The 20,237-nt window shown below is 73.8% G+C and carries 16 protein-coding genes and 2 pseudogenes; 12 read left to right on the plus strand and 6 right to left on the minus strand.

Annotated features, from left to right (window positions below):
* Positions 1 to 62: 62 nt before the first annotated feature.
* A pseudogene (locus tag F4556_RS38430) lies at positions 63 to 1,286 on the plus strand (GGDEF domain-containing protein); the annotation flags it as partial.
* 736 nt (positions 1,287 to 2,022) lie between these two features.
* Positions 2,023 to 2,331, plus strand: coding sequence for a hypothetical protein (locus tag F4556_RS22195; protein ID WP_184918833.1), 309 nt, complete (start codon positions 2,023 to 2,025; stop codon positions 2,329 to 2,331).
* Between the two features lie 7 nt (positions 2,332 to 2,338).
* On the opposite strand, the gene F4556_RS22200 is transcribed toward F4556_RS22195, so the two are convergent.
* Complete coding sequence (locus tag F4556_RS22200; protein WP_184918834.1) at positions 2,339 to 2,932, minus strand: TetR/AcrR family transcriptional regulator; 594 nt, start codon at positions 2,930 to 2,932, stop codon at positions 2,339 to 2,341.
* Between the two features lie 117 nt (positions 2,933 to 3,049).
* On the opposite strand from F4556_RS22200, the gene F4556_RS22205 reads away from it, so the two are divergent.
* Positions 3,050 to 4,228 carry a macrolide family glycosyltransferase gene (locus F4556_RS22205; RefSeq protein ID WP_184924963.1) on the plus strand — a complete coding sequence of 393 codons (1,179 nt, stop codon included), beginning with the start codon at positions 3,050 to 3,052 and terminating at the stop codon, positions 4,226 to 4,228.
* Positions 4,229 to 4,241: 13 nt separating this feature from the next.
* Here the strand turns inward: F4556_RS22205 and F4556_RS22210 are convergent, their stop codons facing one another.
* Positions 4,242 to 5,111 carry a MurR/RpiR family transcriptional regulator gene (locus F4556_RS22210; RefSeq protein WP_184918836.1) on the minus strand — a complete coding sequence of 290 codons (870 nt, stop codon included), beginning with the start codon at positions 5,109 to 5,111 and terminating at the stop codon, positions 4,242 to 4,244.
* A gap of 192 nt (positions 5,112 to 5,303) precedes the next feature.
* Here F4556_RS22210 and F4556_RS22215 point away from each other — a divergent pair, with 192 nt between their 5' ends.
* Positions 5,304 to 5,696, plus strand: coding sequence for a hypothetical protein (locus F4556_RS22215; protein ID WP_246511064.1), 393 nt, complete (start codon positions 5,304 to 5,306; stop codon positions 5,694 to 5,696).
* 30 nt (positions 5,697 to 5,726) lie between these two features.
* Here the strand turns inward: F4556_RS22215 and hutH are convergent, their stop codons facing one another.
* Positions 5,727 to 7,301, minus strand: coding sequence for a histidine ammonia-lyase (gene hutH, locus F4556_RS22220; protein ID WP_184924966.1), 1,575 nt, complete (start codon positions 7,299 to 7,301; stop codon positions 5,727 to 5,729).
* Positions 7,302 to 7,343: 42 nt separating this feature from the next.
* Positions 7,344 to 8,303 carry a GlxA family transcriptional regulator gene (locus F4556_RS22225; protein WP_184918840.1) on the minus strand — a complete coding sequence of 320 codons (960 nt, stop codon included), beginning with the start codon at positions 8,301 to 8,303 and terminating at the stop codon, positions 7,344 to 7,346.
* Positions 8,304 to 8,384: 81 nt separating this feature from the next.
* Here F4556_RS22225 and F4556_RS22230 point away from each other — a divergent pair, with 81 nt between their 5' ends.
* Positions 8,385 to 8,975 (plus strand): MBL fold metallo-hydrolase, encoded by a 591-nt coding sequence (locus F4556_RS22230; RefSeq protein WP_184918842.1) that lies wholly within the window; start codon positions 8,385 to 8,387, stop codon positions 8,973 to 8,975.
* On the opposite strand, the pseudogene F4556_RS22235 reads toward F4556_RS22230, so the two are convergent.
* Both F4556_RS22235 and F4556_RS22240 read right to left on the minus strand, forming a co-directional pair.
* Positions 8,972 to 9,639, minus strand: a pseudogene (locus F4556_RS22235) (response regulator). The gene F4556_RS22230 and the pseudogene F4556_RS22235 sit on opposite strands and share 4 nt — an antisense overlap.
* Positions 9,636 to 10,796, minus strand: a complete 1,161-nt coding sequence (locus F4556_RS22240; RefSeq protein ID WP_184918844.1) for a sensor histidine kinase — start codon at positions 10,794 to 10,796, stop codon at positions 9,636 to 9,638. The pseudogene F4556_RS22235 and the gene F4556_RS22240 overlap by 4 nt, the downstream one beginning before the upstream one ends.
* A gap of 237 nt (positions 10,797 to 11,033) precedes the next feature.
* Between F4556_RS22240 and F4556_RS22245 the strand changes: the two genes are divergently transcribed.
* The 7 genes from F4556_RS22245 to hutI all read left to right on the plus strand — a co-directional run bounded on the left by F4556_RS22245 (position 11,034) and on the right by hutI (position 20,204).
* Entirely contained in the window at positions 11,034 to 13,223 is a 2,190-nt protein-coding gene (locus tag F4556_RS22245; protein WP_184918847.1) for an MMPL family transporter, read from the plus strand.
* A gap of 64 nt (positions 13,224 to 13,287) precedes the next feature.
* Positions 13,288 to 14,103, plus strand: a complete 816-nt coding sequence (gene fdhD, locus F4556_RS22250) for a formate dehydrogenase accessory sulfurtransferase FdhD (RefSeq protein WP_184918849.1) — start codon at positions 13,288 to 13,290, stop codon at positions 14,101 to 14,103.
* A gap of 100 nt (positions 14,104 to 14,203) precedes the next feature.
* Positions 14,204 to 14,536: a hypothetical protein gene (locus F4556_RS22255; protein ID WP_184918851.1), complete on the plus strand. Its 333-nt coding sequence runs from the start codon at positions 14,204 to 14,206 to the stop codon at positions 14,534 to 14,536.
* Positions 14,537 to 14,637: 101 nt separating this feature from the next.
* Positions 14,638 to 16,308 (plus strand): urocanate hydratase, encoded by a 1,671-nt coding sequence (gene hutU / locus F4556_RS22260; protein ID WP_184918853.1) that lies wholly within the window; start codon positions 14,638 to 14,640, stop codon positions 16,306 to 16,308.
* A gap of 11 nt (positions 16,309 to 16,319) precedes the next feature.
* Positions 16,320 to 17,504, plus strand: coding sequence for an allantoate amidohydrolase (locus tag F4556_RS22265; RefSeq protein ID WP_184924969.1), 1,185 nt, complete (start codon positions 16,320 to 16,322; stop codon positions 17,502 to 17,504).
* Positions 17,495 to 18,844 carry a formimidoylglutamate deiminase gene (locus tag F4556_RS22270; RefSeq protein ID WP_184918855.1) on the plus strand — a complete coding sequence of 450 codons (1,350 nt, stop codon included), beginning with the start codon at positions 17,495 to 17,497 and terminating at the stop codon, positions 18,842 to 18,844. Before F4556_RS22265 ends, F4556_RS22270 begins: the two co-directional genes overlap by 10 nt.
* Positions 18,845 to 19,052: 208 nt before the next feature.
* Positions 19,053 to 20,204, plus strand: coding sequence for an imidazolonepropionase (gene hutI / locus F4556_RS22275; RefSeq protein WP_184918857.1), 1,152 nt, complete (start codon positions 19,053 to 19,055; stop codon positions 20,202 to 20,204).
* The last annotated feature ends 33 nt before the right edge of the window (positions 20,205 to 20,237 follow it).

The raw sequence follows: 20,237 nt of genomic DNA on the forward strand, positions 1-20,237 counted from the left end.
TGGTGCAGAGCGGGCAGGTCAATCTGCACCAGGGACGAGGCGAGCCGGTGAGCGAGGCGACCATGGCGGAGTGCGTACAGGCACCGTCGACGGACCGGCGGTTGCGCGCGGTGGTCGAACTGGCCCAGGACATGGCGGGGGCGCTGACCCCGCTGGAAGCGGTCCGGGCCGCCGCCGTCCGGGCCACCACCGCGCTGGGCGCGACGATGGCCGCCGTCTCGGTCTGGGACCGCGAGTCCGGCCGGCTGCGGGTGCTGGTCAACCACGGTGACCTGGCGGCGGGGGAGGAGGAGCTCCCCGAGGACGAGTCGTACCCGGTGGCGGACTTCCCGGAGATCGTCACCTACCTGGAGGAGCACTGGACCACCGGCCGCCTCCCGCGCGCCTGGGTGCAGACCGCCGAGAACGTCGAACCGCACGCCTCGCACGCGCACCCCGGCGCGGGCGCGTTCTGCCAGCAGCGCGCCGCCGGACTGCGCCGGCGCGGCCGGGAGTGCTGCCTGGTCGCGCCGATCGTGCTGCACGGCCAGGCCTGGGGCGAGCTCTACCTGGCCCGGACGGTCGGCCTGGACGTCTTCAGCGACTCCGACGCCGAGTACGCCACCCTGCTGGCCGCCCAGATCTCGGCCGGTCTGGCCGCCACCGAACGCCTCGCCGACCTGCGCCGACTCGCCTTCACCGACCCGCTCACCGGTCTGGCCAACCGCCGCGCGGTGGACGCCCGGCTGGAGGGTGCCCTGCAGGCGCACAACCGGGACGGCACCGTGGTCTCGCTGGTGGTCTGCGACGTCAACGGCCTCAAGCGGGTCAACGACCGGCTCGGCCACGAGGTCGGCGACCGGCTGCTGGAACGCTTCGCCCACCAGCTCTCGCTGGCCGCCGCCCGACTGCCCGGATCGCTCGCCGCCCGGCTCGGCGGCGACGAGTTCTGCCTGCTCGCGGAGGGCCAGAAGGCCGACGAGGTGGTCGCGGTGGCCGAGGAGCTGTGCGCCCGGGCGCTCCAGCTGGCCGACGGCGAAGGCGTCGCCTGCGGGGTCGCCTCCACCGGCGACTCGATCGGCCCGGTGACCACCCCCGACCGGCTGTTCCGGCTCGCCGACGCCGCGCAGTACCGGGCCAAGGGCGCCAGGGCCGCCCACCCCGTGGTGGCCGGCCGCAGCCACGGCCCCGGCTTCTCGCCCGACCCCACCGTGCTGCTCGCCGACGCCGCCGATCCGCACCACCGCGCGGACGGCCGCCCGCGCCCGGGCCGGATCGGCGCCGCCGACCGCCGCCGGTTCCGCGGCGCCGCGCACAGCGCCGACCCGGGCCAGCTGCTCAACGTGGTGCTCGGCGCCCTCGACGCCAGCGGGGCCGGCCGGGCGAGTCACCCCGCCGACACCCTCAGCCGGCTCGCCGTGGTCGCCGAGACCTCCGCCCGGCTGCTGGACGCGGTCGGCTGGTGGATCTCGTACGTGCCGCCGGGCTCGCAGTTCATGCGCACCTCCCGGCACGCCGTGTACCGGATGACCAGCGGCCCGACCAGCACCGGGGCGGAGACCCAGCGGGCCCAGATCGAGGCGCCCGACGCGGTCTTCGACCTCGGCCACTACCCGCTCACCCGGCGGACGGTGCGCGGCGGCGCGTTCGCGTTGCGGGCCGGGGCGGCCGGGAACGACCCGGCCGAGGAGGCGATGATGATGGTCAGCGGCTACAAGGCGATGGTCGCGGCGGGCGGCGGCAACGCGGCGGGCGGCTGGCTGCTCGAACTCTTCGCGGACGAAGCCACCCTGCCGTTCGGTCAGATCGCCCCCGCCCTCCGCTCGCTGGTCGCGGTGGCCCTGGCCGGGCCCGCCTCGCCGCCGCCGTGAGCCCGGCCGGGGCTGGTGGTCACAGCTCCGGTACAAGGCTGTCGCGCTGCGGCACAAGGCTGTCGCGTCGGCCCGGCCTCTGCCACAGTGGGCGGAACGCCGGCCGGAGGGGCCTGGGCGGGAACGAGGTACGGGGAACATGCGGACACGACTGGCTGCCACACTGCTCACCATGACGCTCGCCTTCGGCGGGCTGACCGCTGCCACCGCCACGGCCAGCGCCGCGAGCGCGCAGCCGCGGAACAGCGTCACCCTGACGGCCGTTCAGGGCGCGCAGCCGAGCGACGCCGTACTGGTGGTCGCCACCCCCGCCCTGACCAAGACCGTGGCGACCACGGAGCTGGCCAAGTCGAAGAGCAAGAAGAAGAAGGGCCTGTCCGTCGTCGCCATCCTGATCATCCTGGTGCTGCTCGGCCTGCTGGTCGCCGCGGTGATCCTGGTGGTGCTGGCGATGAAGCGACGCGGCAACGACCGGCACTGACCACCCGTCAGGGACGGAGTGCCCGCAGGACGAGCTCGACCAGCCGGTCCGCGTACCCGTGGTCGAGCGGGCCGAGCCCGTGCAGCCAGCGGTAGTACATCGGGCCGTAGAGCAGCTCGACGGCCAGGTCGGGATCGGCGTCGGCGGCGAGCTGCCCGGCCGTCCGGGCGGCCCGCAGGCGCTGCCTGGTGACCTCCAGCAGTGGGCCGAGCAGCCGCTCGCGGTACTCGTCCAGCAGCTTCGGATCGGTCAGCACCTCGGCGGCCAGGGCGCGGCCCGCGCTGCCGAGGAACGGTGAGGCGAGCTCGTCGGCGGTGCCCCGGAGCAGCGTCCTGAGGTCGGCGGCCACGTCCCCCGTGTCGGGGAGGGCGAGGCTGCCGGCCTCGTTCGCGTTCCCGGCCAGCAGGGCGTCGAACACCACCGCGCCCTTGGACGGCCACCACCGGTAGATGGTCTGCTTGCCGACCCCGGCCCGGGCGGCGATCGCCTCGATGGTGAGCCTGGCGTACCCGAGCTCGGTGACCAGCTCGGCGGCGGCGGTCAGGATCGCCTGCCGGGAGCGCTCGCTGCGGCGGGCCGGGTCCGGGGTCCTCGAAGTCATGCGGGCGATGCTATCAGTCTGACGATACGAAACGTCTCGTCTTGACAGTCCCTCGGATGTGCCGCATGGTGATCGAGCGAGACGGACCGTCTCGTCTTGACTCTCTGGAGGACCGCGATGACCCGCCGCCCCGCCCATATCGCCATGGTCTCGATCCCGGCCCACGGCCACGTCAACCCCAGCCTGGAGGTGATCCGCGAGCTGGTCGCCCGCGGCCACCGGGTCAGCTACGCCAACGACCCCGCCTTCGCCGGACCGATCGAGGGCACCGGCGCCACCCTGGTCCCGTACCGCACCACCCTCCCGCTCACCGGCGAGGACGCCGACTGGCCGGAGGACCCGGTCAAGGTGCAGGAGTACTTCCTCCGGGACGCCGAGGCGATGCTGCCGGTCCTGCGGGACGCCTTCGACCGGGACCGCCCCGACCTCTTCCTCTACGACATCGCCGGCTGCCCGGCCCGCGTGCTCGCCGAGAACTGGGACGTGCCGATCCTCCAGCTCTCCCCGACCTTCGTCGCCTGGGACGGGTACGAGGACGACTTCTCCGAGCTGTACGACGCGATCCGCACCGACGGGCACGAGTACACGGCCGGGTTCACCCGCTGGCTGGCCGAGAACGGCATCACCGGCATCGACCCGCTGGACTTCCTCGGCAAGCCCACCCGCTCGCTCGCCCTGATCCCGCGCGCCCTGCAGCCGAACGCCGACCGGGTCGACCCCGAGCGCTACACCTTCGTCGGCCCCTGCCTCGGCGACCGCTCGGAGCAGGGGAGTTGGGCCCGTCCGGCGGACGCCGAGCGGGTGCTGCTGATCTCCCTCGGCTCCGCCTACACCGACCAGCCCGACTTCTACCGCGCCTGCCTGCGCGCCTTCGGCGACCTGCCGGGCTGGCACGTCGTGCTCCAGATCGGCAAGCAGGTCCGGGCCGCCGACCTCGGCCCGGTCCCGGCCAACGTCGAGGTGCACTCCTGGGTGCCCCAACTGGCTGTGCTGGAACAGGCGGACGCCTTCGTCACGCACGCCGGGATGGGCGGTGCCACCGAGGGCCTGTACTGCGGTGTCCCGATGATCGCCGTCCCGCAGGGCGCCGACCAGTTCGCCAACGCCGACCGGCTGGTCGGACTCGGCGTCGGCCGCCGCCTGGACACCGACGCACCGTCAGACGCTCTCCGCGCGGCCCTGCTCGACCTCACCGCCGACCCGGCGGTGGCCGAGCGGCTCGCCGCGATCCGGCACGAACTCCGCACCATGGGCGGCACCGCCCACACCGCCGACCTGATCGAGGCGGCGCTCTGACCGGGGCGGCGTGCTAGTCGAGGAAGAGGCCGCGCGCGGCGGCCGACTGCTCGATCGACTCCAGCCGGGCCTCGGCGCCGGGGATGAAGTCGCACATGGTCTGCAGCAGCGCCCGCCCGAGCATCATCGGCGCACAGGCGGTGTCGAAGACCAGCCCGGTGCCGACGGCGGCCGGCAGCAGCAGGTCGGAGAGCTTCGCCACCGGCGCGAACGCGCTGTCGGCCACCGTCAGCACGGTCAGCCCGTGGTCCCGCGCCACCGTCAGAGCCTCCATCAGCTCCTTGGGGTAGCGCGGCAGTGCGAAGCAGAGCAGGGCCGAGGCCCCGGCCGCGACCGCCTGTTCCAGCCGGTCGGCGAGCATCGAGCCGCCCTCGTCGAGCAGCCGGATGTCGGGGTGCACCTTGGCGGCGAAGTACGCGAAGCCCCGGGCCTGCGCGGACGCGGCCCGCAGGCCGAGGACCGGCAGCGGCCTGGAGGCGGCCAGCAGCCGGGCGGCCCGGACGATCGGTTCGGGGTCGGCGAGCAGCTCGGCGAGGTGGCGCAGGTGGGCGATCTCGGCGAGTACGGCCTGCTGGTGCTCGTTGCGGACCACGTCGGCGTGCGACTCGGGGGCGGCCGGTTCGCCCGCGCCGAGTTCGCGGAGCTGCTTGCGCAGGGCCGGGTAGCCGTCGAAGCCGAGGGCGACCGCGAAGCGGGTGACCGAGGGCTGGCTGACCCCGGCCAGTTCGGCCACCTCGACGCTGGAGAGGAACGGGGCCTCGGCGGCGTGCTTGACCAGGGAGTGGGCGATCCGGCGCTGAGTCGGAGTCAGGCGGTGCCCCTCGAACAGCTGGAGCAGCCGGGCGGAGGGGCCGACCGTACCCGTGTCGTCCGTGTCGGTCATCAGCGGTTCCTCCGGGCGGCTCGGGCGGTGCTCCGGACGACTGTGCAGCAGTCCCGGGGCACGGGCAACGAGGTATCGAACAGTGGGACGGGGCGGGCGCCCTCGGGGTGACCCTGATTTACCCCTGACGTGTCCCGGAAACCGCAAGCCCGAAGTGGACCTCGTGGTGGCCGGGACGACAGGATGGGCGGTATGAACAGTCGCCAGGACGATCTGAAGCAGGACCTCGACGCGGCCCTGCAGACCCGCAAGGAGCTCGGCAAGGAGTACGAGACGGAGATCGTCGACTCCTTTCTGACCCGGCTCGACTCGCGGATCGACGCCCAGGTCGACCAGCGGGTGGCGGACCGGCTGGCCCAGCACGGTGTGGAGGGCGGGCGGCGCGGCGGCCGGGGCCTGACGGGTGCCGGACGGCTGCCGCTCATTTCGTTGGGCCTGGCCATTCCGCTCACCGCCATCTCGGCCGGCGAGCACCTGCCCGGGATGCTGGTCTGCTGGGCGGGCATCGTCGGGGTCAACTTCGCCGCCGTCTTCGCCGGCCGCGGGGAGCGGAACAACCGCCCGAGCCGGAGCGACTGGCACTGACGTCCAGTCACCCCGGCCCAGGGGTGCGTACTACGCCAGCGGGCCGGTGACCCGCTCGACCGCGGTGACCAGCTCGCCCGAGGCGACCAGGGCGGCGGCGGCCTCCAGGTCGGGGGAGAGGAAGCGGTCGCGGCCGGCGCCGCCGACCCCGGCCGCGCGGGCGGTGGCCACAGCGGCGGCGGTGGCGGGGGCCAGCGGGCCGCTGCCGTTGTCGACCCGGATCTCCAGCGCGCGGGCCGAGGCGGTCAGCTCGACGGCCAGGATGCGGCCGAGGTTCTCCACCGACTGGCGCAGCTTGCGGGCGGCGGACCAGCCCATCGAGACGTGGTCCTCCTGCATCGCGGAGGACGGGATCGAGTCCACCGAGGCCGGGACGGCGAGCCGCTTGTTCTCGCTGACCAGGGCGGCCTGGGTGTACTGAGCGATCATCAGACCGGAGTCCACGCCCGGGTCGTCGGCCAGGAAGGCCGGCAGGCCGTGCGAGCGGGCCTTGTCCAGCAGCCGGTCGGTGCGGCGCTCGGAGATCGAGCCCAGGTCGGCGGCGGCGATGGCGAGGAAGTCGAGCACGTACGCGACCGGGGCGCCGTGGAAGTTGCCGTTCGACTCCACCCGGCCGTCGGGCAGCACCACCGGGTTGTCGACCGAGGCGGCCAGCTCGCGGGAGGCGACCAGCTGGGCGTGCGCCAGGGTGTCCCGGCCGGCGCCCGCGACCTGCGGGGCGCAGCGGATCGAGTACGCGTCCTGGACCCGGGGCGCGTCGTCCTGGTGATGCCCCGTCAGGGCGGAGCCCTTGAGCACGGCGAGCATGTTGGCGGCGGACAGCGCCTGGCCCGGGTGCGGGCGGATCGGGCCGTGCAGCTCGGGGGCGAGCACCTTGTCGGTGCCGAGCAGCGCCTCCAGCGACATCGCGGCGGTGATGTCGGCGGTGGTGAACAGGCGGGCCAGGTCGGCCAGCGCCATCACCAGCATGCCGAGCATGCCGTCGGTGCCGTTGATGAGGGCCAGGCCCTCCTTCTCCAGCAGCTCGACCCGCTCGATGCCGGCCTCGGCGAGCAGCTCGCCGGCGTCCCGCTCGACGCCGTCCGGGCCGAACGCGGTGCCCTCGCCCATCAGCGCGAGCGCGCAGTGCGACAGCGGGGCCAGGTCGCCGGAGCAGCCGAGCGAGCCGAACTCCCGGACCACGGGGGTGATGCCGGCGTTCAGCATGGCGGCCATGTTCTGGGCCACCAGCGGGCGGACGCCGGTGCGGCCGGAGGCCAGCGTCTTCATCCGCAGGAAGATCAGCGCGCGGACCACCTCGCGCTCCACCACCGGGCCCATGCCGGCGGCGTGCGAGCGCACCAGCGAGCGCTGGAGCTGGGCCCGCAGCTCGGGGCTGATGTGCCGGACGGCGAGTGCACCGAAGCCGGTCGAGATGCCGTACACCGGGCGCGGCTCGGCGGCCAGCGCGTCGATCCTGGCCCGGGCGGTGGCCATCTCGGCGAGCGCGTCGGGGCCGATCTCGACCCGGGCGTTGCCGCGCGCGACGGCGATCACGTCCTCCGCACTGACGTCGGCCTTGCCGACCAGGACCAGCGGAGCGTCGGGGTCCACAGCACTGTGCATATCCATATACACAATCACACCAGGTGAATGAAGATATGACAACTAGGGTGCGGACACCTGGGCGAACGCGCGCCGGTACGAGCGCGGCGGCACGCCCCGGCGGCGGACGAACTGTTCGCGCAGCACGGCGGCGCTCCGGTAGCCGACCTGACGGGCGATCTCCTCGACCGGCAGGTTCGTGGTCTCCAGCAGTTCCTCGGCCCGGCCGAGCCGCAGGTTGAGCAGCCAGGAGTGCGGGGTGGTGCCGGTGGCGGCGGCGAACCGCCGGGCGAAGGACCGGCGGCTCATCAGGGCCCGGCGGGCCAGCTCGGTCACCGGCAGCGGCTGGTCGAGATGGGCCCGGGCCCAGTCGAGCACCTCGGCGAGCCGGTCGTCGTGGCAGTCCTCGGGAGCGGGGGTGGCCACGTACTGGGCCTGCCCGCCGGCCCGGTGCGAGGGCAGCACCAGGTCCCGGGCGATCGCGTTGGCCGTCGCGGCGCCGTGCTCGCGCCGGAGCAGGTGCAGGCAGAGGTCGAAGCCGGCGGCCGCGCCCGCGCCGGTGACCACCGGGCCCTCGTCCACGTACAGGGCGGCGGAGTCGACCTCGACGGCCGGGTACTGACGGGCCAGCAGATCGGCGAACCGCCAGTGGGTGGTGGCCCGGCGGCCGTCGAGCAGCCCGGCGGCCGCCAGGGCGAAGGCGCCGACGCAGTGGCTGGCGACCAGGGCGCCGCGCCGGTGGGCGGCTGACAGGGCGTCGAGTACGGCGGGCGCCGGCGGGGTGCGGAAGTCCGCCCAGGGCAGGGTGAGGACCAGGTCGGCCTCGGCCAGCCGGTCCAGGCCGTGCCCGACCAGGAGCGGCAGCCCGGTGTCGGTCCTGACCGGCCCTGGGCGGTCGGTGCAGAGCGCGAAGTCGAAGGCGGGCAGGCCGTTCCCGCGCGGGTCGAACACCTCGGCGACGATGCCCGCCGCCAGGATGCCGACACCGGCCGGGGCGTAGGCGGCGACGGTCAGGAAGGACATGCGGGGAGTCTGGCACGAAACCCGCGATCAGCGGCAGGAAGGCCACTCGTACCGGCCGGGCCCGCCCGGAAGACTCGAGCCATGACAGACGCACCGCTCGGCCGCAGCGCCCAGTACACGATCCTGACCACCGGCTACACCCTCTCCACCGGCCCCGGCGTGGCCGCCACGGTCTCCTACCTGCGGGACGGCGACCGGCACGTGATCGTCGACCCGGGCATGGTGGCGAGCCGGGACCGCATCCTCGGTCCGCTGGCCGAGCTGGGGCTCGGCCCCGACGACATCACCGACGTGGTGCTCAGCCACCACCACCCGGACAACACCATGAACGTCGGCCTGTTCGGCCTGGCCCGGGTGCACGACCACAAGGCGGTCTACCAGGGCGACCAGTGGACCGACCGGGACGCCGAGGGCTACGAGCTCACCCCGTCCCTGCGGCTGATCCGCACCCCCGGCCACAGCCCCGAGGACATCACCCTGCTGGCCGGCACCCCCGAGGGTGTGGTGGCCTTCGTCGGCGACCTCTGGTGGCGGCCGAACGGCCCGGTGGAGGACCCGGTCGCACCGGACCACGACCGGCACCGCGGCGCCCGGCAGCGGGTGCTGGCCGCCGCCGACGTGCTCGTCCCCGGCCACGGCGCCCCGTTCAAGGCGGCGGACGCACTGCTTTAGGGCTGCTCCGCCGCGCGGACCAGGCCCGATTCGTAGGCCGCGATGACCGCCTGGGCGCGGTCCCGGACGGCGAGCTTGTCGAAGATGCAGGTGATGTGGTTCTTCACCGTCGAGAGGCTGATCTCCAGGGCCCGGGCGATCCCCGCGTTGTCCAGGCCGGTGGCGATCAGCCGCCACACCTCGACCTCGCGCGGGGTGAGACCGCCCAGGTCGACGGGAACGGGGCGGGCAGCGCCGGGTGTCCGGACGTAGGTGGAGATCAGCCGGGTGAGCAGGCGCGGCGCGACGACGGCCTCGCCGGCGTGCACGGTGCGGATCGCCGCCGCCAGGTCCTCCGGGGAGCTGTCCTTGGGCAGGAATCCGTAGGCTCCGGCGCGCAGGGCGCCCACACGTACTCGTCCATGTCGAAGGTGCTGAGGGCCAGCACCCGGCAGTCGGGCACGGCGGTGGCGAGCTCCCCGGTCGCGGCGACCCCGTCGAGGACGGGCATCCGGATGTCCATCACCGCCACGTCGGGGCGCAGTTGACGGGCGAGGCTGACCGCCTGGGCGCCGTTCTCCGCCTCGCCCACCACCTCGAAGGACGGGTCGGGGGAGAGGATCAGCGCCAGGCCGCGCCGGACCAGCGGCTGGTCGTCCACGATCAGCACCCTGATCGGCGTCACCGGTGTGCCTCCTCGGCGGTCAGCGGCAGTTCGGCCAGCACGCCGAACCCGCCGTCGGGCCGCGGGCCGACGGTGAGCGTCCCGCCGTGCAGGGCGACCCGCTCGCGCATCCCGATCAGGCCGTAGCCGCCCGGGCCCGCCGGTGGCGGGGCCTCCCCGCCGTCGTCCCGCACCTCGACGGTGACGCCGTCCTGGCGGTACGTCAGCCGTACGGAAGCGTGGGCGGTGCCCGCGTACTTGCGGGTGTTGGTCAGGGCCTCCTGGACGATCCGGAACACCGTGAGACCGACGGTCGGCGGCAGCGGACGGACCGGCCCGTGGACCCCGAACTCGGTCGGCAGCCCGCCGAGTCGGGACTCGGCCACCAGGCGGTCGAGGTCCTCGGCGCCGGGCTGGGGGAGCGCGGGCGTGCTCTCCGGTTCGTCGTCGGTCCGCAGGACGTCGAGGAGTTGGCGCATCTCGCGGAGCGCGAGCCGCCCGGAGGACTCCAGGGTGACCAGGGCCTCCCGGGCCACCTCGGGGTCGGCGAGATTGGCCCGGGCGCCGCCGGCCATCAGCTGCATGGTGGTGATGTGGTGGGCCACGATGTCGTGCAACTCCCGTGCGATGCGCCGCCGTTCGTCGGCCACCGCACGGTCGGCGAGCAGCCCGCGGTGGGTCGCCAGCTCCCGCTGCCGGTGGTTGACCACCAGGGCGCCGCCGACCACGATCGCGGTGGAGAGCAGCGGGCTGACGGCCTCCCCCCAGGACGGGATCCGGCCGCTGCTCTGGCTCAGCAGCGTCACCGCCACCGTCGTGACGGCGGCGACCGCCGTCACCCGGCCGGGGCGGGTCCGGGCGACCGTGTACAGGGCGACCATCAGGACGGCCCCGAAGTGACCGGGCAGCGGCGCGACCAGCGAGGCCGTCGCGTCGAGGGCCAGCACGGCGGCGAGCGCCGCCACCGGGTGGCTGCGCCGGGCCAGCAGCGGCAGCGCGGCCACCGCGAGCAGCAGGAAGCCGGCCGCGTTCACGTCGTACCGGCTGTCGGGGGAGTCGAAGAACACGTAGCTGAGCAGGTTCAGCGCGCAGGCCCCGCCGGTGATCAGCGCGTCGTTGCGGGACCACGGCTGCTCGGCGCGGTCGGTCCGCGGTGGCTCCCCGGCGGTGCTGGGCATGTCGGTCCCCTTCGGTGTCCGTCCTGACAGCCTCGCACAGCGATCAAGGCGTCCGACCGGACGGTGGACCTGGATCGGGACCAGGACCCTGCTCCTGGTCGGAGGCCCGGGGAGGACCCAGGGCCCCGGCCCGGATCCTCCGCTGCCCCGACGCCCGACGGCCCCCACCGGTGATGGTCTGGAGACCGGCCGGGAACCCCGGCGTCCGTACCCGACTTCGTCCGCCGGAGGACCACCGTGATCCGCGCCCTGACCGGATGCTCCATCAGAAACCCGTGGAAGGTGATCGCCCTCTGGGCGGTGCTCGGGCTCGCCCTGACGGCCCTGGCCCCGACCTTGATGGCCCGGGTGACGCAGCATCAGACCGGGGACTTCCTGCCCCGCGGCTACGACTCGGCCGCCGCGCTGCGGATCGCCGAGGAGCAGTTCGGGATCGACCCGAACGCCAGCACCGTGACGGTGCTGGTCGCCCGCTCCGACGGCGGGGCGCTCGGCGCCGCCGACCAGCAGCGGATCGAGGCCGAGGCGGCGAAGCTGGCCCAGCGCCGGGTGGTCATGCCCCGGGAGGACGACGTCCCGGCGTTCCTGGTCCCCGACAGCTCCCAGACGCCCCGGATCGCCCCGGCGATGACGGCGCCCGACCGGAGTTTCGAGCTGCTCTCCGTCCAGCTCACCGGCAACCCGGCCGACCAGGGGGTCCAGGGCGTCTACCGGACCTTCCGGGACGCGGCCCGGACGCAGTTCGCCGAGGCCGGGATGCGCACCGGCTTCACCGGGTCGCTCGCCGACACGGTCGACACCGCCGACGCCAACGAGACCGCCACGAAGGTCGGCGGCGCCCTGGTCACGGGGCTGATCGTGCTGCTCAACGTGCTGGTGTTCCGCAGCGTGCTGGCCGCCCTGCTGCCGCTGCTCGCGGTCGCCGTGATCGGCGGCGCGGCGGCGGGTGCCGTCGCGGGCACCGCGATGCTCACCGGGCGCGAGCTCGACCCGGGCACCCCGGGGCTGATCAACGTGGTGCTGCTCGGCATCGGCATCGACTACCTGCTGTTCCTGCTGTTCCGCTTCCGCGAGCAGCTGCGCGCCCGGCCCGAACAGCCGGCCCGGGAGGCGGCGGCCGAGGTCGCCGGCCGGGTGGGCACCGCGATCACCTCGGCGGCGCTGACCATCGTGGCCGCGTTCGCCACGCTTGGGGTCGCGACCTTCGGGCAGTTCCGCTCGCTCGGTCCGGCGATCGCCGTCGCGGTCCTGGTGATGCTGCTCGGCAGCCTCACCCTGATGCCGGCGTTGCTCGCCGCCGCCGGGCGCAAGATGTTCTGGCCGTCCCGGAGCCTGCGCCGCGAGCCGGCCGGGGGCCGTACCGCCCGCTTCGGCGCGCTGGTCGCCCGGCGGCCGCTGACCGCGCTGGCCGTCTCCGTCGCCCTGCTCGTCGCGCTGGCCGCCGGGCTGACCGGCATCCGGATGGACTACGGCCGGGGCGACTCCGGTGCCCGGACCGCCGCCGCGGCCACCGCCGCCGAGATCGCCCGGGCGCTGCCGGCCGGGGTGTCGGACCCGACCAGCGTCTTCGTCACCAGCACGGACGGCGGCACCCTCGGCACCGACCGGCTGGCCGGCCTCGCCCGCGCGCTCGCCGCGGTCGACGGCGTCGGCCAGGTCGCCCCGACCGTGCTGAACGGGGACCACCGGGCCGCCCGGATCGACCTCTACCCGACCGCCGACCCGCAGAGCCAGCGGGCCCGCGACCTGGCCTCGGGACCGATCCGGGCGGCCGTCGCCCGGCACACCCCTGCCGGGACGTCGGCCCACGTGGGCGGGACGGCGGCGATCCTCGCCGACGTGTCGACCGCCGTCGACCACGACCTCAGGATCGTGTTCCCGGTCGCGGCCGCGCTGATCGCGCTGATCCTGCTGCTGCTCCTGCGCAGCCTGCTCGCACCGCTGGTCCTGATGCTCGCCGTCGGGCTCGGCTTCGCCGCCACCCTCGGCGCCGCCACGCTGCTGTTCCAGCACGGCCTGGGCCGCCCGGGCGTCAGCTTCACCCTGCCGCTGGTGCTGTTCCTGTTCGTGGTGGCCCTGGGCACCGACTACAACATCCTGATCGCCGACCGGATCCGGGAGGAGATGCGGCAGCCGGGCCCGGCCCGGGCCGCCGTGGCCCGCGCCGTACGGCACACCGCACCGGCCATCGCGACGGCCGGACTGGTGCTGGCCGGCTCCTTCGCCTCGCTCGCCACCACGCCGGGCAGCGAACAAGTCGCGTTCGCGATGGCGCTCGGCATCATGCTCTCCGCGCTGGTGCTGGCCCTGGTGGTGGTCCCCGCCTTCGCCGCGCTGCTCGGCCGGGCCCTCTGGTGGCCGGTCCGCCCGCGGCCCGCCCGGCACTCTGTACCGGCCCCGGAGGCCGACCGGGTCTCGGTGCACTGAGGCCCGGCGCGGAGTCGTAGCCTGGCAGGCGGTGGCCGGTCGGCCGTGAAAGGGGTACGGACGGATGGCACGGGCGACGGTACGGCGGCGGGTGTTGCGGCTGCGCGGGGACGAGCGCGGCGAGCGGGCGGACGCGCTGGCGGCGGAGGAGCCGCTGGAGATCCGGGTCGGCGGCGAGGCGCTGACCGTGACCATGCGCACCCCGGGGCACGACTTCGACCTGGTGGCCGGCTTCCTGGTCGGTGAGGGGATGCTGCACACGGCGGCCGAGCTGGCCGCGCTGCGGTACTGCGCCGGGACCGACGCGGACGGGCTGAACACCTACAACGTGGTGGACGCCACCCTGCGCGGCGGCCGCCCGGCGCTGACGACCCATCGGAACCTGCTGACCACCAGCGCCTGCGGCCTGTGCGGCCGGGACACCGTCGAGGCGGTCCGCACCCACGTCCGCTGGCCGGTCGGGGCGGACCAGGTCCGGGTGTCGCCGCGCGTGCTGTACGGGCTGCCGGACCAACTCCGGGCGGCGCAGCGGGCGTTCGACTCGACCGGCGGCCTGCACGCGGCCGGGCTGTTCACGGCGGAGGGCGAGCTGCTCTGCGTCCGGGAGGACGTCGGGCGGCACAACGCGGTCGACAAGGTGGTGGGCTGGGCGCTCCGCGAGGACCGGCTGCCGCTGGCCGGGCACCTGCTGCTGGTGAGCGGGCGGGCCTCGTTCGAGCTGACCCAGAAGGCGGCGCTGGCGGGCATCCCGGTGCTGGCCGCCGTCTCGGCCCCGTCCTCGCTGGCGGTGGACCTGGCGGAGGAGCTCGGCCTGACCCTGGTCGGCTTCCTGCGCGGCGAGGGTGCCAACGTCTACACCGGAGCCGACCGGTTGGCCTGATCCTGCAACAGCTTGGTGTCGTCCGGTTGTTGACTGTCCGTGAGCGGGCATCCCGTCAGGGAGGCCCTGACCTCAGGGCCGAACGGGGGTCTGCTCAGCCATGCGCGTGATCCACGAGATGAAACTGGTCGGCCGCCTCGCCTCGGGCGCCGACGAGTGGTCCTGCCCCACCTGCGGCCGCCGGATCGCTCTCCGCCAACCGCCCCAGCCCGAGCTCACCATTCTGGAGGAGGGCGACGAGACCGCCGTGCACGTCGGCGTGATCAACCCGGGCCCGGCCGCCTCGGCCGCCGCCGAGAAGTACGGCCTGGGCCCGATCCAGGAGATCCCCCGCCCGCCGAAACCCGTCGACCCCGAGACCCCGCACGCCGACGACCGCGCCTGGCTCGCCGACATCGGCATCAGCTGGGACGGCGGCGACGCGGCGGCCTGAAGAGCGCAATGCCACGCCGTTCCTCTGGCCGCCGTCCGAGTGATTGGATATATTCAGTCCAACAGACTTTGAATGAATCCATCCGCAAGGAGACCGTGAGCATGGTGCAGCAGCAGGGCAGTGGTCCGCGCGAGGTGCGCGCGGCGCGTGGGACGCAGCTGACGACGCAGGGCTGGCAGCAGGAGGCCGCCCTGCGGATGCTCATGAACAACCTCGACCCGGAGGTGGCCGAGCACCCCTCCAAGCTGGTGGTCTACGGCGGCACCGGCAAGGCGGCCCGGGACTGGCGCTCGTACGACGCGATGGTGCGCACGCTGCAGACGCTCAAGCAGGACGAGACCATGCTGGTCCAGTCCGGGCGGCCGGTCGGTGTGATGCAGACGCACGAGTGGGCGCCCCGGGTGCTGATCGCCAACTCCAACCTGGTCGGCGACTGGGCCAACTGGGAGGAGTTCCGCCGGCTGGAGAACCTCGGGCTCACCATGTACGGCCAGATGACGGCCGGCTCCTGGATCTACATCGGTACCCAGGGCATCCTGCAGGGCACGTACGAGACCTTCGGCGCGGTGGCCGCGAAGAAGTTCAACGACACCCTCGAAGGCACCATCACCCTCACCGCCGGTCTCGGCGGCATGGGTGGCGCCCAGCCGCTGGCCGTCACCATGAACGGTGGCGTGGCGATCTGTATCGACTGTGACCCGTCCCGGATCGCCCGCCGGATCGAGCACCGCTACCTGGACGTGGAGGCGAAGAACCTCAGCCACGCGCTGGAGCTGGCCACCGCCGCCCGGGACAAGAAGCAGCCGCTGTCGATCGGCCTGCTGGGCAACGCGGCCGAGCTGTTCCCGCAGCTGCTCGCGATGGACGCGCCGATCGACATCGTCACCGACCAGACCAGCGCGCACGACCCGCTGGCCTACCTGCCGATCGGCGTCGACTTCGACGACATGGCGGACTACGCGGCGGCCAAGCCGGCCGAGTTCACCCAGCGCTCGCGCGAGTCGATGGCCAAGCACGTCGAGGCGATGGTCGGCTTCCAGGACCGTGGCGCCGAGGTCTTCGACTACGGCAACTCGATCCGTGGCGAGGCCCAACTCGCGGGCTACGACCGCGCGTTCGCCTTCCCGGGCTTCGTCCCGGCGTACATCCGGCCGCTGTTCTGCGAGGGCAAGGGCCCGTTCCGCTGGGCCGCGCTCTCGGGTGACGCGCAGGACATCTACAAGACCGACAAGGCCGTGCTCGACCTCTTCCCGGAGAACGAGTCGCTGCACCGCTGGATCAAGATGGCCCAGGAGAAGGTGCACTTCCAGGGCCTCCCGGCGCGGATCTGCTGGCTCGGCTACGGCGAGCGCGACAAGGCCGGTGAGCGGTTCAACGACATGGTGGCGAGCGGCGAGCTGTCCGCGCCGATCGTGATCGGCCGCGACCACCTGGACTGCGGCTCGGTGGCCTCCCCGTACCGGGAGACCGAGGCGATGCTGGACGGCTCCGACGCGATCGCCGACTGGCCGCTGCTGAACGCCATGGTCAACGTCGCCTCCGGCGCCTCCTGGGTCTCCATCCACCACGGCGGCGGCGTCGGCATCGGCCGCTCGATCCACGCCGGTCAGGTCACGGTCGCCGACGGCACCCCGCTGGCGGGCGAGAAGATCCGCCGGGTGCTCACCAACGACCCGGGCATGGGCGTGATCCGGCACGTGGACGCCGGGTACGACCGTGCGGTCGAGGTCGCCGACGAGCGTGGTGTCCGCGTCCCGATGGGTGAGCTGTGACCTTCGAAGAGATGTGGGCGGAGCTGCTCCCCGTGGGCCGCTCCGCCTCCTCCGGGGGCTACCGCCGGCACGCCTGGAACTCGGCCGACGCCGAGTGCCGGGCCTGGTTCGAGCAGCAGGCCACCAACCGTGGCCTGGCCTACGAGCTGGACCGCAACGGCAACCAGTGGGCCTGGCTGGGTGATCCTCGGGGTGACGGCGCGATCGTCACCGGCTCGCACCTGGACTCCGTCCCGGACGGCGGCGCCTTCGACGGCCCGCTCGGGGTGGTCTCCTCCTTCGCCGCCCTGGACGAACTCCGGGACAGGGGGACGGAGTTCACCCGCCCGCTGGCGATCGTCAACTTCGGCGACGAGGAGGGCGCCCGGTTCGGCGTGGCCTGCATCGGCTCCCGGCTGAGCGCCGGGGTGCTCGGTCGCGAGCAGGCGTACGAGCTGCGCGACGCCGACGGTGTCCGGCTGCCCGACGCGATGGAGCGGGCGGGGTACGACCCGGCCGCGATCGGCGCGGACGACGACCGGCTGCGCCGGATCGGCGCCTTCGTCGAGCTGCACGTCGAGCAGGGCCGGTACCTGACGGAGGATCAGCCGATCGGGGTGGCCAGTGCGATCTGGCCGCACGGCCGCTGGCGGTTCGACTTCCACGGCGAGGCCAACCACGCCGGGACCACCCGGATCGAGGACCGCCGCGACCCGATGCTGACCTTCGCCGACACCGTCCTGTCGGCTCGTCAGCAGGCCGAACTGGCCGGGGCACTGGCCACCTTCGGCAAGGTCGCGGTGGAGCCGAACGGCACCAACGCGATCGCCTCGCTGATCCGCGGCTGGCTGGACTCCCGGGCGGCCGACGAGACCGTGCTGACCGAACTGGTCGAGCGGATCCGGCAGTCCGCGCTGCGGCGCGGCGAGCAGGACGGCGTCCGGGTCGAGCTGACCCGCGAGTCGTACACCCCGGTGGTCGACTTCGACGGACCGCTGCGCGACCGGCTGGCCAAGCGCCTGGGTGGCGTACCGGTGCTGCCGACCGGAGCGGGACACGACGCCGGGATCCTGGCATCGGCCGTCCCGACCGCCATGCTGTTCGTACGTAACCCGAGCGGGGTCTCGCACTCCCCGGCCGAGTACGCCGAGCAGGCCGACTGCCTGGCCGGAGTGACCGCGCTCGCCGACGTCCTGGAGGATCTGGCGTGTCAGTGACCACCTACTGGGCGGAGTACGCCTGGCTGCCGCACGTCAACGGTCCGGCGGTCGAGCGGGACGTGCTGATCTCGGTGGCGGACGGCCGGATCACGGCGGTCGCGCCGGACAGCGGGCCCTGCCCGCCCGGCGCGGTCCGGCTGACCGGGCTGCTGCTGCCCGGCCAGGCGAACGCCCACTCGCACGCCTTCCACCGCGCGCTCCGGGGCAGCGTCCAGGTCGGCTCCGGCACCTTCTGGACCTGGCGGGACACCATGTACCGGTTCGCCGGTGCGCTCGACCCGGACAGCTACCTGGCGCTGGCCACCGCGGTCTACGCCGAGATGGCGCTCGCCGGGATCACCAGCGTGGGCGAGTTCCACTACCTGCACCACGCCCCCGGCGGCGGCCGGTACGCCGACCCGAACGCGATGGGCCACGCCCTGATCGAGGCGGCGGCCCGGGCCGGCATCCGGATCACCCTGCTGGACACCTGCTACCTCTCGTCCGGCTTCGGCGCCGAACCGACCCGGCACCAACTCCGGTTCAGCGACGGCGACTCGGACGCCTGGGCGGAACGGGTCAGCGCCCTCAAGCCGGCCGAACACGCCCGGATCGGTGCCGCCGTGCACTCCGTCCGGGCCGTCCCCGCCGCGCAGTTGAGCACCGTCGCCCAGTGGGCCACCGCAGCGGACGCCCAACTGCACGTCCACCTCTCGGAGCAGACCGCCGAGAACGACGCCTGCCTCACCGCCCACGGCGTCACCCCGACCAGGCTGCTCGCCGACCACGGCGTGCTCGGGCCGCGCACCTCCGCGGTGCACGCGACCCACCTGACGGACCAGGACATCCAGCTGCTCTCGGACTCCTCGACCAACATCTGCATGTGTCCCACCACCGAACGCGACCTCGCGGACGGCATCGGGCCCGCCCGGCGGCTGGCCGGCGCGGGCTGCCCGATCACCCTCGGCAGCGACAGCCACGCGGTGATCGACCCGTTTGAGGAGGCCCGGGCCCTGGAGCTGGACGAACGCCTGCGCACCCGCACCCGCGGCCACTGGACGGCGAACGCCCTGCTCCGCGCGGGCAGCGAGGACGGCCACGCCTCGCTCGGCTGGCCCGAGGCGGGCCGGATCGAGGCCGGCGCCCTGGCCGACTTCACCGTGCTGGCCCTCGACTCGGTCCGCACCGCCGGGCCGCCGCCGGAACTCGGCGCCGAGACGGCCGTCTTCGCCGCCTCCGCCGCCGACGTCCGCCACGTGGTGGTCGGCGGCCGCCACATCGTCAAGGACGGGCACCACCAACTCGTCCCCGACGTCGCGACCGCCCTGAGCACGACAATCGCCGCCCTCCGGTCCTAGACTGCGAAGCGTGTGCCCGAGAGGGGCTGATCCTCTCGGGCACACCCTTTCGCGGCCCCGGACGTCAGCCACCAGGGGCTCGGGGAACTGCGACGCCGACCCCAGGAGCGTTCAACGTACGTACCGGGTCAGGCACTTTGCATTTTGACCCGCACGCCAGATCTCCTCGCAGTTCCCCGAGCCCCTGGACCGTAGAAAGGCCCGCTCTGTGAGCACGCTCATCACCAACCTCGGTTCCCTGGTCACCAACGACCCCAGCCTGGGCACCCTCACTGACGCCGCCGTGGTGATCGACGGAGACCGGATCGCCTGGGTCGGTGCGGCCGCCGCCGCCCCGCAGGCCGACGCCCGCTTCGACGCCGAGGGCCGGGCGATGATCCCCGGCTTCGTCGATTCGCATGCCCACCTGGTCTTCGCCGGTGACCGCACCGCCGAGTTCAACGCCCGGATGAGCGGCCAGTCCTACACCGCCGGCGGTATCAGGACCACCGTCGCCGCCACCCGCGCCGCGACCGACGCCGAGCTGGAGGCGAACCTCACCCGCTTCATCGGCGAGGCGCTCCGCCAGGGCACCACCACCATCGAGTGCAAGTCGGGCTACGGCCTGACCACCGAGGACGAGGCGCGTGCTCTGCGGATCGCCGCCGCGCACACCCCGGAGACCACCTACCTCGGCGCCCACGTGGTCGCGCCGGAGTTCAAGGAGGACCCGGCGGGCTACGTCGAGCTGGTGACCGGCGAGATGCTGGACGCCTGTGCCCCGCACGCCCGTTGGGTGGACGTGTTCTGCGAGCAGGGCGCCTTCGACGGTGACCAGGCCCGGGCGATCCTTACCGCCGGGGCGAAGCGCGGGCTGATCCCGCGGGTGCACGCCAACCAGCTGCACCACGGCCCGGGCGTCCAGCTCGCGGTCGAGCTGGGGGCGGCCTCGGCCGACCACTGCACCCACCTGACCGACGCCGACGTGGACGCGCTGGCGAACGGCGAGACCGTCGCCACGCTGCTCCCCGGCGCGGAGTTCTCCACCCGGGCGAAGTACCCGGACGCCCGCCGCCTGCTGGACGCGGGCGTCACCGTCGCGCTCTCCACCGACTGCAACCCGGGCTCCAGCTTCACCAGTTCGATGGCCTTCTGCATCGCGGTCGCGGTCCGCGAGATGGGCATGACCCCGGACGAGGCGGTGTACGCCGCCACCGCCGGCGGCGCGCGCGCTCTGCGCCGGACGGACGTCGGCCTGGTGGCACCCGGCGCGCGGGCCGACCTGCTGCTGCTGGACGCGCCGTCCGCCGTGCACCTGGCCTACCGTCCGGGCGTCCCGCTCACCGCCGCCGTCTGGCAGGACGGCGTCCGCAAGGTCTGAACACACGTCAGCGGGCCGGTAGGGCACCGGCCC

Origin of the sequence: Kitasatospora gansuensis (assembly GCF_014203705.1) — a bacterium.
Classification (GTDB): domain Bacteria; phylum Actinomycetota; class Actinomycetes; order Streptomycetales; family Streptomycetaceae; genus Kitasatospora; species Kitasatospora gansuensis.

Excerpts from the sequence above, each read along its gene's own strand:
- F4556_RS22195 (WP_184918833.1), top strand. The coding sequence starts at position 2,023 with ATGACGCTCGCCTTCGGCGGGCTGACCGCTGCCACCGCCACGGCCAGC.
- F4556_RS22200 (WP_184918834.1), bottom strand. The coding sequence starts at position 2,932 with ATGACTTCGAGGACCCCGGACCCGGCCCGCCGCAGCGAGCGCTCCCGG.
- F4556_RS22205 (WP_184924963.1), top strand. The coding sequence starts at position 3,050 with ATGACCCGCCGCCCCGCCCATATCGCCATGGTCTCGATCCCGGCCCAC.
- F4556_RS22210 (WP_184918836.1), bottom strand. The coding sequence starts at position 5,111 with ATGACCGACACGGACGACACGGGTACGGTCGGCCCCTCCGCCCGGCTG.
- F4556_RS22215 (WP_246511064.1), top strand. The coding sequence starts at position 5,304 with ATGAACAGTCGCCAGGACGATCTGAAGCAGGACCTCGACGCGGCCCTG.
- hutH (WP_184924966.1), bottom strand. The coding sequence starts at position 7,301 with ATGCACAGTGCTGTGGACCCCGACGCTCCGCTGGTCCTGGTCGGCAAG.
- F4556_RS22225 (WP_184918840.1), bottom strand. The coding sequence starts at position 8,303 with ATGTCCTTCCTGACCGTCGCCGCCTACGCCCCGGCCGGTGTCGGCATC.
- F4556_RS22230 (WP_184918842.1), top strand. The coding sequence starts at position 8,385 with ATGACAGACGCACCGCTCGGCCGCAGCGCCCAGTACACGATCCTGACC.
- F4556_RS22240 (WP_184918844.1), bottom strand. The coding sequence starts at position 10,796 with ATGCCCAGCACCGCCGGGGAGCCACCGCGGACCGACCGCGCCGAGCAG.
- fdhD (WP_184918849.1), top strand. The coding sequence starts at position 13,288 with ATGGCACGGGCGACGGTACGGCGGCGGGTGTTGCGGCTGCGCGGGGAC.
- F4556_RS22255 (WP_184918851.1), top strand. The coding sequence starts at position 14,204 with ATGCGCGTGATCCACGAGATGAAACTGGTCGGCCGCCTCGCCTCGGGC.
- hutU (WP_184918853.1), top strand. The coding sequence starts at position 14,638 with ATGGTGCAGCAGCAGGGCAGTGGTCCGCGCGAGGTGCGCGCGGCGCGT.
- F4556_RS22265 (WP_184924969.1), top strand. The coding sequence starts at position 16,320 with ATGTGGGCGGAGCTGCTCCCCGTGGGCCGCTCCGCCTCCTCCGGGGGC.